The sequence below is a fragment of the Agrobacterium sp. GW821-FHT02D03 genome (assembly GCF_059421725.1).
This window is the reverse complement of sequence record NZ_JBWKVN010000001.1, coordinates 480,979-494,237: the sequence shown is the minus strand read 5'-3', so window position 1 is coordinate 494,237 and position 13,259 is coordinate 480,979. Positions and strand designations below refer to the sequence as shown.

Here is a 13,259-nt window from a genome sequence, read left to right as displayed (position 1 = left end):
TGACCACTGAAGCCATCACCGCACCACCGAAGAGTATTTTCTACACGTCATTATTGCGCTCGCGCTAAGAAAGAAACTTTTAATATTAATTTGCTCTAATACACTCAGACGAGCGCATAATCGATCCGGCCGATGCGCAAGTAACGGGCGTTCTTGTGCTCAGTTAACCAGGAGCACGACCACAACATTTCGGCTGTCCTGGAGAAGAAAATGTTTTGGCTGGTAAAGAGCGCAGACAAGACCAATGTTTTGAAGGCATTCTCCGCATCGCAAGCCGTGATCGAATTCGATCTGCACGGCAATGTGCTGGATGCAAACGCGAATTTCTGTGCTGCACTGGGCTATGAACTGTCCGACATTGTGGGAAAGCACCACCGGATCTTTTGTGATCAGGACTTTGTCAACTCCCCAGATTACCGTGACTTCTGGAGCGCACTCGCGTCAGGTTCCTTCAAGACCGGCGAGTTCAAGCGACTGCGCAAAGACGGGCGAGAAATCTGGATCGAGGCGTCCTACAACCCCGTCTTTCGCGGCAACAAGCCCTACAAGGTCGTGAAGATCGCCAGCGACATCACGCAGAAGAAGCTGAAGGCAAAAGAGGACAACAGCAAGCTGGAGGCGATCTCCCGCTCCCAGGCGGTCATCGAATTCACGCCAGCAGGCGACATCATCACCGCCAACGAGAATTTCTGTCGGACTCTGGGCTACGATCTCCACGATATCCAAGGCCGTCATCACCGCATGTTCTGCGAGCAAGCCTATGCCACGTCGGAGGCCTATCGCGATTTCTGGCGACGGCTGGCCTCCGGTGAATTCATCTCCGACGAGTTCGTCCGATTTGGCAAAGATGGCAAAGAGGTCTGGATCCAGGCGGCCTATAACCCCATCCTCGACGACAGGGGCGCAGTGGTGAAGGTGGTGAAATTTGCCACCGACGTGACACCACGCATGAGCGCGATCTCGACGCTTGGCCTGGCACTGCGCGCACTCGCTGAAGGCAATCTGCGCCAGAGGCTCGACACCCCATTCGTGCCGAGCATGGAGAAGCTCAGAAGCGACTTCAACGAGGTCATCGAGAAGCTGCGGCTCACGATGCAGACCGTGGCACAGAACTCGGAAATCATCGCCTCCGGCTCGGCAGAGATCCGGGTTGCCGCAGACCAGCTTGCGCAGCGCACAGAGCAGCAGGCAGCCTCTCTGGAGGAGAGCGCCGCAGCGCTCGAGGAGATCACCACCACGGGCGCGGACGCCAGCCAGCGGGCCGATGAAGCGGGCCGCCTCGTCAGCGCGACGAAGGCGAACGCCGAGCGCTCCGGCGAGATCGTTCACCGCGCCATCGCCGCCATGGACGCCATCTCCCATTCCGCCGGCGAAATCACCAACATCATCACCGTCATCGACAGTATCGCCTTTCAGACAAACCTTCTGGCGCTGAATGCTGGCGTGGAGGCGGCACGCGCAGGCGAGTCCGGCAAAGGCTTTGCTGTCGTGGCGCAGGAGGTGCGCGATCTTGCTCAGCGCTCCGCCGCAGCCGCCAAGGAGATCAGGCAACTGATCAATGCGTCGGGCGCGCATGTGGCGCGCGGTGTGGGGCTGGTGGGCGAAACGGGCGAGGCCCTGAAGGATATCGCATCCCAGGTCGAGTTGATCGACACCAACGTGGCGGCCATTGTCGAAGCGGCACGCGAACAGGCGTCAGGCCTCAGCGAAATCAACCATGCCGTGAACCTCATGGACCAGGCCACGCAGAAGAACGCCGCCATGGTGGAAGAGACGACGGCAGCCAGCCATGGGCTTGCACGTGAGGCCGAGACGCTCCGCCAGCTCCTGACACAGTTTGATGTGGGCTTTGCGACCGGAGCCTCGGCTGCTGCGCCTGCCCTAGAGGTCATGACCCCTGTGAGACACGCGCCGGCTCGACGCTATGGTTCAGCGGCACCAGCCGTCGTTGCAGCGGAGTGGACGGAGTTCTGAGGGCCTACAGCAATGGCTCGAAAATCGGAATCGATTTTCGGAAAGCACGATGCGTAGATCAAAGAAGATTGAGCATCCTTTGTGCGTCCAATAGGACGCACGGCGCTCTGATTGTCCTCCAGATGGAGTGTGACCATAAGCTAGGTGATGTCGCCGGCATGAGGTAGGCTGGGCAATGTCGACAGTCGCATTTGACGCCCTATGGCGGTCTATACTGCGCTGGATATTTCCACCGTTGTGAGCGGCGCCCAAAACAAAAAAAAGCGGTCACCAGGACCGCTTTTTTCTCATTTCCTATGTGGACGAGTGCTCGCGCGACCCCGCCCGGTCCTTTCAAGCGGCGACGAGAACCTCGTGCAGGTTCGTCAGCTCGTAAAGGTGCTTTTCCAGCTTCGTCAGGTGATCGTGGTGGTGGTTGCCTTCCTCGATCTCCGAACGGGCCGTTGCGATGCGCTTCTGCAGGTCGTCCGGGCTCATGTCGTCAGCCGAAACGGCCGATTCTGCAAGCAGCGTGCAGCCGGTCGGCAGAATGTCGGCAAAGCCGCCGAACACCACATATTTGTGGGATTCGCCAGATGCCGTCTTCAGCGTGACGATGCCGGGCTTGATCGTCGTCATGACCGGTGCGTGGTTCGCCAGAACCGTCATTTCGCCTTCCGTCGCCGGAATCACGACTTCGCTGACCGTTTCGGAAACCAGCAAACGCTCGGGAGAAACAAGTTCGAATTTGAAAGTGTCGGCCATGGCTATTCACTTCTTCTGATTGCGCGAGAGACGATGTCGCGGGGGGCAACGGCGCGCGGCGAAAAACCGCGCACCAGTTCAATCACATCAAGCGGCTTCGCCAGCCAGCTTCTTTGCCTTCTCGATAGCTTCGTCCATGGAGCCGACCATGTAGAATGCCGCTTCCGGCAGGTGGTCGTACTCGCCGTTGACGAGACCCTTGAAGCCCTTGATCGTGTCTTCGAGAGCCACGAGCTTGCCCGGAGAACCGGTGAAGACTTCGGCAACGAAGAACGGCTGGGACAGGAAGCGCTCGATCTTACGGGCGCGGGCAACCGACAGTTTGTCTTCTTCGGACAGTTCATCCATGCCGAGGATGGCGATGATGTCCTGAAGAGCCTTGTAGCGCTGCAGGGTCGACTGAACCTTACGAGCCACTTCGTAATGCTCTTCGCCAACGATCAGCGGGTCGAGCATGCGCGACGTGGAGTCGAGCGGGTCAACAGCCGGATAGATACCCTTTTCGGCGATCGAGCGCGACAGAACCGTCGTCGCGTCCAAGTGGGCGAACGAGGTTGCAGGTGCCGGGTCGGTCAAGTCGTCGGCGGGAACGTAAATGGCCTGAACCGAGGTGATCGAACCCTTGGTCGTGGTGGTAATGCGTTCCTGCATCTGGCCCATGTCCGTGGCAAGCGTCGGCTGATAACCAACTGCAGACGGGATACGGCCGAGCAGAGCGGACACTTCCGAGCCAGCCTGCGTGAAGCGGAAGATGTTGTCCACGAAGAACAGAACGTCCTGGCCTTCGTCACGGAAGTTTTCAGCGATCGTCAGACCGGTCAGAGCAACGCGGGCACGTGCGCCTGGCGGCTCGTTCATCTGGCCGTAAACGAGAGCAGCCTTGGAGCCTTCGCCACCGCCGTGCTTGTTCACGCCGGACTCGATCATTTCGTGGTAAAGGTCGTTACCTTCACGGGTACGCTCACCCACACCTGCGAAGACGGAGTAACCGCCATGCGCCTTGGCGACGTTGTTGATGAGTTCCATGATCAGAACCGTCTTGCCGACGCCAGCGCCGCCGAACAGGCCGATCTTGCCGCCCTTTGCGTAAGGTGCCAGCAGGTCGACGACCTTGATGCCGGTGACGAGGATTTCCGATTCCGTCGACTGGTCGACGTAGGCAGGGGCTTCCTGGTGGATAGAGCGCTTGGTTGCCGTGTTCAGCGGACCAGCTTCGTCAACCGGCTCGCCGATGACGTTCATGATACGGCCGAGCGTCTCAAGACCAACCGGAACCGAAATCGGCGAACCGGTGTTAGCCACCGGCTGGCCACGAACCAGACCTTCGGTCGAGTCCATCGCGATCGTACGAACGACGTTTTCGCCAAGGTGCTGCGCAACTTCGAGAACAAGGCGGTTGCCGTTGTTGTCGGTTTCGAGCGCGTTCAGGATCGCCGGCAGTTCGCCTTCGAACGCAACGTCCACGACAGCGCCGATAACCTGCGTAACCTTGCCGGTAGCGCCCTGGGTCGCTGCGGTCTTAATGGGGGTAGCTGCCTGAGCCATTATCCTTACCCTCTTTCCTTACCTCAGAGCGCTTCCGCGCCCGAAATGATTTCGATGAGTTCCTTGGTGATCTGAGCCTGACGCTGACGGTTGTAGGAGAGCGTCAACTTGTGGATCATTTCACCGGCATTGCGGGTTGCGTTGTCCATCGCGCTCATCTTTGCGCCCATTTCGCCAGCCACGTTTTCCAGCAGTGCGCGGAAAACCTGAACGGAAATGTTGCGCGGAATGAGGTCTTCCAGAATGGAGGCCGCATCCGGCTCGTATTCGTAGATCGCCGTGTTGCTGGTCGCTGCCTGTTCGACCGTCGGAACAGCAGCCGGGATCAGCTGGAGGCCGGTCGGGATCTGGCTGATCACGGACTTGAACTCCGAATAGATCAGCGTGCAGACATCGAACTCGCCAGCGTTGAAACGGGCAATGATGTTCTTGGCGATCGTATCGGCATTGGCAAAGCCCACCCGCTTCACGTCACGCAGTTCAATGCGCTCGATGATGTTGGACGAGAATTCGCGACGCAGGCTGTCATAGCCCTTCTTGCCGACCGTGATGATCTTGACCGTCTTACCCTGCGCCATCAGCTTGCGGGCTTGATCGCGGGCAAAGCGGGAAATCTGTGAGTTGAAACCGCCGCAAAGACCGCGCTCGGCCGTGCAGACGACGAGCAGATGCACATCGTCCTTGCCGGTTCCGGTCATCAGCGCCGGAGCGACATCGGCTTCCACCGCCTGAGCGATGTTGGCCAGCACGGCGCTCATGCGCTGCGAGTAAGGGCGGGCGGCCTCCGCAGCTTCCTGGGCGCGCCGAAGCTTCGCCGCGGCGACCATTTTCATCGCCTTGGTTATCTTCTGCGTCGCCTTTACGGAGGCAATGCGGTTTTTCAGATCCTTTAGTGAAGGCATCCGTTATCCGTCCCAGTCAGAGCCTAATCAGGAGAAAGACTTGGCGAAGTTATCGAGAGCAGCCTTGAGCTTGCCCTTGGTATCGTCGCTGATAGCCTTTTCCGTGCGGATGGTGTCGAGGATCGCCTTGCCTTCGGAATGAAGGTAGGAGAGCAAACCCTGTTCGAACTTGCCGATCTGGTTGACCGCGACCTTGTCGAGGTAGCCATTGACGCCAGCGAAGATCACCGCGACCTGCTCTTCCGTCTTGAGCGGAGAGAACTGCGGCTGCTTCAGAAGCTCGGTCAGACGCGCACCACGGTTCAGCAGGCGCTGGGTGGAGGCATCGAGGTCCGAACCGAACTGGGCAAACGCGGCCATTTCACGATACTGGGCAAGTTCACCCTTGATCGAGCCGGCAACCTGCTTCATGGCCTTGATCTGAGCGGCAGAACCAACGCGCGAAACCGACAGACCGACGTTAACAGCCGGACGGATACCCTGATAGAACAGGTCGGTTTCGAGGAAGATCTGGCCGTCGGTGATCGAGATCACGTTGGTCGGAATGAAGGCGGAAACGTCGTTGCCCTGGGTTTCGATGACCGGCAGAGCCGTCAGCGAACCGGAACCCATTTCGTCGCTCATCTTGGCAGCGCGCTCGAGAAGACGCGAGTGCAGATAGAAAACGTCGCCAGGGTAAGCTTCGCGGCCCGGAGGACGACGCAGAAGAAGCGACATCTGACGGTAGGCGACAGCCTGCTTGGAAAGATCGTCATAGGCGATCAGGGCATGCTTGCCGTTGTCACGGAAGTATTCGCCCATGGCGCAACCGGCAAACGGAGCCAGGAACTGCATCGGAGCAGCGTCGGATGCGGTTGCCGCGATGATGATCGAGTACTGCAGAGCGCCACGCTCTTCCAGAACCTTGACGAACTGGGCAACGGTGGAACGCTTCTGGCCGACGGCGACGTAGACGCAGTACAGCTTGTCGTTGTCCGGGCCGTTGTCGTGGATCGGCTTCTGGTTCAGGAACGTGTCGAGAATGATGGCGGTCTTGCCGGTCTGGCGGTCGCCGATGACGAGCTCGCGCTGGCCACGGCCAACCGGGATCAGAGCGTCGATAGCCTTGAGGCCGGTCGACATCGGCTCGTGAACCGACTTGCGCGGAATGATGCCAGGAGCCTTGACGTCGACGCGGCGGCGTTCCGTCGCATTGATCGGGCCCTTACCGTCGATCGGGTTGCCGAGAGCGTCGACCACGCGGCCGAGCAGCTCAGGACCGACAGGAACGTCAACGATCGCGCCGGTGCGCTTGACGATGTCGCCTTCCTTGATGTCACGGTCGGAACCGAAAATAACCACACCGACATTGTCGGCTTCAAGGTTCAGCGCCATGCCGCGAATGCCGCCGGGGAACTCGACCATTTCACCGGCCTGGACATTGTCGAGGCCGTAAACGCGAGCAATACCGTCACCAACGGACAGAACCTGGCCGACTTCGGAGACTTCCGCCTCGTTGCCGAAATTTTTGATTTGATCTTTCAGAATTGCGGAAATTTCCGCGGCGCGGATATCCATCAGCCAACCTCTTTCAGTGCAAGCTTAAGGGTGGAAAGTTTGGTGCGAAGAGACGTATCGATCTGGCGTGAACCGACCTTAACGATGAGACCGCCAAGCAGGGAGGGATCAACCGTAAGATCGATCGTCACATCCTTGCCGGTCACACTCTTGAGCGCCGCTTTCAGTTCAGTTTCCTGCGCTTCATCGAGCGCATGCGCCGAAGTAACTTCGGCAACAATTTCGCCGCGATGGGCAGCAGCAGTGGTACGGTAGGAGGCAATCATGCCGGGAACGGCAAACAGGCGGCGGTTATTGGCCACGACCTCGAGGAAATTGGCAGCAAGACCGGAAATGCCAGCCTTTTCAGCGATGGCCGAGATGGCCTTCGACTGATCTTCCGCAGAGAAGACCGGGCTCACAACCAGACGCTTCAAGTCGTCGCTTTCATCGAGCAAGGCCTGAAACCTGTCGAGATCGGCACCGACTGCCTCAACAACACCCGCTTCCAAGGCAAGCTCGAAAAGCGAAGACGCATACCTTTCCGCTACACCGGATGTTCCATGGGAGGTATCTGCCACGGGCAATTTTTCCCTGCTATTCATCCAAGAAAACGCAGCCGAGCGATCGGCTTCGTCAAATTCTTGAATTCGTTTCAATTTCCCCGAAAAAGGCTGGAATTCCCCCCTGCCTTATCTCGATTTCGCGGTCCGTCTAGCATAGGACGCCGGGACTCGCAACACGCGTAATAGCGGAAACCTTCTTTTGGGCAAGGGGGAATGCCGTTTAATTTTCCCAATGACGCGCTTGTGACGCTGATACCGGAAAGAAATGCTTCAAACCGTACATTAGACCAGTCCGAAGACATACATCAGCGGAAGAGCAGCCAAGGCCGCATGCACAACCAGAAGTAAAGAATTGCGGATCGTTGCGCCTCCATCGGAGAGGATGGAGAGCAGCGCGCCGAAAGAGGCAAGCGCGAATGCGCCACCAAAGGCAAGGTAGACCATCGGCTGGGCGAGAAGCAGCGCCGACGCGCCAAGACCGAGATAGAAACCGGCAAGGCAGGAGCGGATCAGCACCAGCCCGTCACGACGTTCGCCCGACACCTGCAGGCCGAAGAGGCGAAAGGTGATCATCGGCGCAAACATCACCACCAGGCCGATCAGCGACGACACGACCGCTGCGAAAAAAGCCAGCTGCTCACCGAGTTCTGTCGGAAAGTAAAACTCCATTATTGCGCCCCCAAATTGCGAATCCCTTGGCCGCCTTATGCCATGACGGGAACGATGCCGAAAGATGGTTGCGTCCTGCCCCGTTACAGGAAGCTTTGCGGATCGATATCGGTTTGTACATGGATGGAGCCACGCTCCTTCGGGCCATTGGTAATCATCGCCCGCAGGAAGGACTGCATGTCGGAATTGCGCTTGCCATGCACCAGAAGCCGGAAACGGTGCCGCCCGCGGATAAGTGCCAGCGGCGCTTCGGCCGGACCGAGCAGCATGATGCCCGCCGCTTGCGGCGCGGAGGCGCGAAGCGCACGCGCATGGGTTTCCGCTTCCGCCCTGCTATCGGCCGACACGATGATGGAGGCAAGACGCCCGAAGGGCGGCAGCATGGCCTTTTCCCGCTCGATGATCTCGCGGTCGTAAAACGCCTCCGCATCGCCGGACACGATCGCCTGCATCACCGGGTGCTGCGGCTGGTAGGTCTGCAGCAGGCCATGGCTCTTGCGCCCGGTGCGCCCTGCGCGGCCCGTCACCTGCGACAGAAGTTGGAAGGTGCGCTCTGCCGCGCGCGGATCGCCATTCGCCAGTCCGAGATCGGCATCGACAATGCCGACCAGCGTCATCAGCGGAAAATTGTGGCCCTTGGCAACGAGCTGCGTGCCGATGACGATATCCGCCTCACCCTTGACGATGGCTTCCAATTCCAGGCGCAGGCGCTTCACGCCCATCAGGTCGGAGGAAAGCACGATGGTGCGGGCCTCGGGGAAATGCTTTTCGACCTCTTCGGCGATGCGCTCCACGCCCGGACCGCAGGCGGCGAGATGATCGAAGGTCCCGCATTCCGGGCAATGATCCGGCGTCGGTTCGCTATAGCCGCATTGATGGCACTGGAGCTGGCTGCGGAAACGATGCTCCACCAGCCAGCTTGAGCACTGCGGGCATTGGAAACGATGACCGCACACCCGGCAAAGCGTCAGGGGTGCATAGCCACGTCGATTGAGGAAGAGCAGAGCCTGCTCGCCCTTCTCGATCGTCTTGGCAATGCCGCGCAGCAGGACGGGAGAGAGGAAGCCGCCACGTTCCGGCGGGTGGCGGCGCATATCGACCAGATGCAGATCCGGCATCGCCGCATCGCCAAAACGCGTATGCAGGTGAATGGTATTGTAACGACCGGAATTGCCGTTGACCTGGCTTTCCACCGAAGGCGTGGCCGAAACCAGCACAATCGGAAAATCGCCAATGCGGGCACGCACCACCGCCATGTCGCGCGCATTATAGAAGACGCGGTCTTCCTGCTTGTAGGCCGGATCGTGCTCTTCATCGACGATGATGAGGCCGAGATTGTCGAATGGCAGGAAGAGCGCCGAACGCGCACCCGCAACCACCCTCACCTCACCCGTCACCGCTTGGCGCCAGACGCGTTCGCGCATGCGCGGCGAGACATCCGAATGCCACTCCGCTGGGCGCGAGCCGAAGCGATCCTGAAACCGGTCGAGAAAAGCGGCGGTCAGGGCGATTTCCGGCAGCAGGATCAACACCTGCTTGCCTTGGCGCAACGTTTCGGCGACCGCCTCGAAATAGACTTCCGTCTTGCCAGACCCCGTCACGCCATCGATCAGCGAAACGGCAAAGCCACCCTTGCGCACATCCTCCAGAATTTCGGAGGCCGCCTGTCTTTGCGGTCCTTCCAGTCGCGCTGGCGAATATTCGGGGTCAGGCTCCGCCACCACCGGTGGGGCGGGCAGGAAGACGGTCTCGAACACACCCTGCTTGGCAAGACCCTCGACCACGCTGGTGGAGACGCCCGCCGCATGGGCCAGACCGCTCCGCGTCCAGCCATGGCCCTCGCCGGCAAGCTCGATCACCCGTTCGCGTGCAGGGGTCAGCCGTTCTGGCCGGGCTTCGGTCAGCCGCAATCCCTCGATCATCGGTTCGGGATCGAAGGCGGCAGGCGCGCGCAATGCCATCTTCGCCACCAGTCCGGGAGGTGACAGCGTATAGGAGGCCACCCAATCAATGAACCGACGCATTTCTTCGCGAAGCGGCGGGCAGTCGAATGTCTTTGTGATCGGACGAAGCTTCTTGGGATCGACGGGCGGTCCGTCATTCTTGTCCCATACCACGCCGATGACCTGTCTGGGCCCAAGCGGCACCTGCACGATGGAGCCAGGCTCCACCACCATATCGTCCGGCACGCCATAGCTATAGGGCCCGGGCGCCGGCATCGGCACCAGAACGGGAACGGCAATGGTTGGCCCGCCACCGCCGGGCTTCACGCTGCCGGATGCGGGGCCGAACAGAGCACCAAAAAGATCGGTCGAATCGTCTGCCATGGTTGCAGCGACATTGTCCTTTAGGAAACGAAAAGGGAACCTCTATAGCATCGTTGCGGAAATCGGAACGGTTTTCACACAAATCATAATTGGACCTCCCCACCGCGTTATCGCGCCTTTAACCAAATACTGACCGCGTGAGCCTATGATGAATGCCCAAAGACAAAGGGATGTATGACGTGGACGAAATTCTCACCTTTGCCGATCCGGAGCTTCTGGAAAAGCGTCGGGAGTGGCTGGCTGCTCTGGAAGACGAGCGGCGTTTGTCAGAGCACACGCTCGATGCCTATGAGCGCGATACGCGCCAGTTCCTGATCTTCATGACCGGCTATAACGGCCATCCCGCCCGCATCCAGGATATCGAAAATCTCCGCGCCACCGATCTGCGCGCCTTTCTGGCGGCCCGCCGCAAGGAGGGAACCGGTGCGCGATCGCTTGGCCGAAACCTCGCAGGCCTGCGCTCTCTCCTGCGCTTTCTGGAAAAGACCGGGCTCGTCAATGCCGCAGGGGCCACTGCCATGCGCGCACCCAAGCAACCAAAGTCCCTGCCCAAACCCTTGACCGATGGTCAGGCGCTCAGGATCACCACGCAGGAAGGGCAGCTTGCCGAAGAGCCGTGGATCGCAGCGCGCAACGCCGCGGTGCTGGCGCTGCTCTATGGCTGTGGTCTTCGCATTTCCGAAGCGCTTGATCTCAAGCCCGGCGATTTTCCAGCAGGTACCAGAAGTCTGCGCGTCATCGGTAAAGGCAAGAAGATGCGCCTCGTGCCGCTGCTGCCCGTCGTGCTGGAGGCGGTGGAAACCTATCGCAAGCTCTGCCCCTATGCGCTCGCCAGCGACGAACCGCTTTTCCTCGGCGCACGCGGCGGCAAGCTCCAGCCAGCCATCATCCAGCGCGAAATGCAGAAGCTTCGCGGCGCCTTCAACCTGCCGGACAATGCCACGCCGCATGCCCTGCGCCATTCCTTCGCCACCCATCTTCTGGCGGGCGGCGGCGATCTTCGCACCATCCAGGAACTCCTGGGCCATGCCAGCCTGTCGACGACGCAGATCTATACCGGTGTCGATACGGCACGGCTCCTCGACATCTACGACAAGGCCCATCCTAGGGCGTAACCCTTGTTAACGCTTTGTAAACCATGAGCATTAACCGTCCGTGCAAAGGCGCGCTCCTATAAGCCATAAGGTGCAGACGGAGGTGATTCGATGACCGTTCTCTTGCGGCCGCAAGGCCTGACAGCGCTACTGATGGGCCGGTTCGGCAACGCACTTTTGTGGCTCTTCGCCGCACTGCATCTGGCTGCACTCTCCATTCTGCTGATGACGCTTCTGACCCTCTCGGACGCCAATGCCGCCGAACAGCAGGCGGATGCCTGCGGCGGCAGCGACATCCTGGTCGAGATGCAGAAGACCGATCCCAAGGCCTACGCGGCCATCGTTGCCAACGCGCAAAAAGTCCCAAATGGCGAAGGCACGCTCTGGAAGATCGAGAAGGATGGCAAGGACCCGTCCTGGCTTCTTGGCACCATGCACCTTGCCGATCCCCGCGTGGTGGATATGCCAAAGGGCGCGAAAGAAGCCTTTGCCAAAGCCAAAACCGTCATCGTCGAATCCGACGAGATCACCAGCGAGAAGAAGGCCGGCGCCTCGCTTCTTGCCCGGCCTGACCTCACCATGTTTGTCGATGGCAAGTCTATCACCGACATGCTGTCTGCGGACGATGTGGCAAAGCTTGAAACCGGCCTGAAGGAGCGCGGCATTCCGCTGAATGCGGTGATCAAGATGAAGCCCTGGATTCTCTCCAGCTTCGTGGCCCTGCCCGCCTGCGAACTGGCACGCAAGGCCAAGGGCGCGGAGTTCCTCGACATGAAGCTCGCCAATGATGCGCTGAAGGAGGGCAAGCAGCTCGTCGGGCTGGAAACGCTGGTGGAGCAGATGAGCGCCCTGTCCGGTCTGCCGATGACCTTCCATGTGCAGTCGCTGATCGAGATGCTGCGCATGGGCAACCGGATGCAGGATATCATGGCCACCATGATCGATCTCTATCTGAAGGGCGAGATCGGCATGATCACGCCGATGATGAAGAGCATCGATCCGGACGAGAACAACAAGGGCGACGATGGTTACGCCGCCTTCGAACAACGGCTGATCACCGACCGCAACCACGTGATGGCAGACCGGGCCGAAAGCCATCTCGATCAGGGCGGTGTGTTCATGGCCGTCGGCGCACTTCACCTGCCCGGCAATGAAGGCGTGATCGAATTGTTGCGGAAGAAGGGCTTTACGCTGACCCGCGTGAACTAAAGCATGTCGCGCAAAAGTGTGCAGCGGTTTTGCGATCACGACATGCGACAAAACAAGGACTTAAAGCGTATGGAGCGGATCTGAAAGATCGCGACTCACTTTAAAGCCGCTCCTAGACCAGAGCGGGACGAACATCCCGGCAAAAGGGCCGCATCGTCGCTGGCACGATGCGCCGGTGAAACGGCCCAACGGCGAGAAGGTACATCCGGCCAAACAGGTTCTTGCGTCGCACCAGGGTGGTCACGCGGACCAAGGCGCCGCCTGTCCTCTCTTCCAGATCCACCACGATCCTGAAATCCAGATGGCGGTCGTCGAAACCAAGCACCGTGCGCTCGGGTGAAGACGAGATGACAGGAAACCCACCGGCTGACTCGCCTGCCGCCAGCGCTACCGTTTTCAAACCGAAGACTGCGACGATGGTGTTGCGAAGCGCCATCAAGCCGCTGATCCAAGCCGGCGGATGATCGAGAAGACGCCGAGCGACATCGAGCGAGTGCGGCCTCAGATCGTCCACCTTCCCCTCAAAGCAATCGCGCCAATCCGCGCCCGGCAATATGTTGCTCAAATCTCTCGTCACCAACGCTTCGCCTTCCACCTCGGTTTCCCCAGGCGGCACTATGGTCCTTTTCCCGAGGCGCGGATACGCGACAATCCGACGCTGCTGCGACTTCGGCTGGCTCGGCTCTGGCGTGT

Annotated in this window: 11 protein-coding genes; 3 read left to right on the top strand and 8 right to left on the bottom strand. The window is 59.8% G+C overall.

Features of this window, described 5'->3' with window-relative positions:
• Window positions 1–210: 210 nt before the first annotated feature.
• Complete coding sequence (locus AC07U5_RS02265) at window positions 211–1,974, top strand: methyl-accepting chemotaxis protein (protein WP_494722172.1); 1,764 nt, start codon at window positions 211–213, stop codon at window positions 1,972–1,974.
• Window positions 1,975–2,307: 333 nt separating this feature from the next.
• On the opposite strand, the gene AC07U5_RS02260 is transcribed toward AC07U5_RS02265, so the two are convergent.
• From AC07U5_RS02260 to AC07U5_RS02230, 7 genes are all read right to left on the bottom strand, one after another.
• Window positions 2,308–2,718, bottom strand: coding sequence for a F0F1 ATP synthase subunit epsilon (locus tag AC07U5_RS02260; RefSeq protein WP_112359251.1), 411 nt, complete (start codon window positions 2,716–2,718; stop codon window positions 2,308–2,310).
• Window positions 2,719–2,805: 87 nt separating this feature from the next.
• The gene (atpD, locus tag AC07U5_RS02255) at window positions 2,806–4,263 is read right to left on the bottom strand and encodes a F0F1 ATP synthase subunit beta (RefSeq protein WP_062424871.1); all 1,458 of its coding nucleotides are present in this window, start codon (window positions 4,261–4,263) and stop codon (window positions 2,806–2,808) included.
• A gap of 23 nt (window positions 4,264–4,286) precedes the next feature.
• Window positions 4,287–5,165 (bottom strand): F0F1 ATP synthase subunit gamma, encoded by an 879-nt coding sequence (locus AC07U5_RS02250; protein ID WP_062424872.1) that lies wholly within the window; start codon window positions 5,163–5,165, stop codon window positions 4,287–4,289.
• A gap of 27 nt (window positions 5,166–5,192) precedes the next feature.
• Window positions 5,193–6,722, bottom strand: a complete 1,530-nt coding sequence (atpA, locus tag AC07U5_RS02245; protein WP_062424873.1) for a F0F1 ATP synthase subunit alpha — start codon at window positions 6,720–6,722, stop codon at window positions 5,193–5,195.
• Window positions 6,722–7,288, bottom strand: coding sequence for a F0F1 ATP synthase subunit delta (locus AC07U5_RS02240; RefSeq protein ID WP_494722171.1), 567 nt, complete (start codon window positions 7,286–7,288; stop codon window positions 6,722–6,724). Before AC07U5_RS02240 ends, atpA begins: the two co-directional genes overlap by 1 nt.
• A 261-nt stretch (window positions 7,289–7,549) precedes the next feature.
• Entirely contained in the window at window positions 7,550–7,936 is a 387-nt protein-coding gene (locus AC07U5_RS02235; protein WP_112519437.1) for an AGROH133_08824 family phage infection protein, read from the bottom strand.
• An 83-nt stretch (window positions 7,937–8,019) separates the two neighbouring features.
• Entirely contained in the window at window positions 8,020–10,263 is a 2,244-nt protein-coding gene (locus AC07U5_RS02230; protein WP_494722170.1) for a primosomal protein N', read from the bottom strand.
• A gap of 170 nt (window positions 10,264–10,433) precedes the next feature.
• Between AC07U5_RS02230 and AC07U5_RS02225 the strand changes: the two genes are divergently transcribed.
• Both AC07U5_RS02225 and AC07U5_RS02220 read left to right on the top strand, forming a co-directional pair.
• The gene (locus tag AC07U5_RS02225) at window positions 10,434–11,378 is read left to right on the top strand and encodes a tyrosine recombinase XerC (RefSeq protein ID WP_494723242.1); all 945 of its coding nucleotides are present in this window, start codon (window positions 10,434–10,436) and stop codon (window positions 11,376–11,378) included.
• 90 nt (window positions 11,379–11,468) lie between these two features.
• Complete coding sequence (locus AC07U5_RS02220) at window positions 11,469–12,566, top strand: TraB/GumN family protein (RefSeq protein ID WP_494722169.1); 1,098 nt, start codon at window positions 11,469–11,471, stop codon at window positions 12,564–12,566.
• A 112-nt stretch (window positions 12,567–12,678) separates the two neighbouring features.
• Here AC07U5_RS02220 and AC07U5_RS02215 read toward each other — a convergent pair whose 3' ends face one another.
• Window positions 12,679–13,143, bottom strand: coding sequence for a DUF2867 domain-containing protein (locus AC07U5_RS02215; RefSeq protein WP_494722168.1), 465 nt, complete (start codon window positions 13,141–13,143; stop codon window positions 12,679–12,681).
• Window positions 13,144–13,259 lie beyond the last annotated feature (116 nt).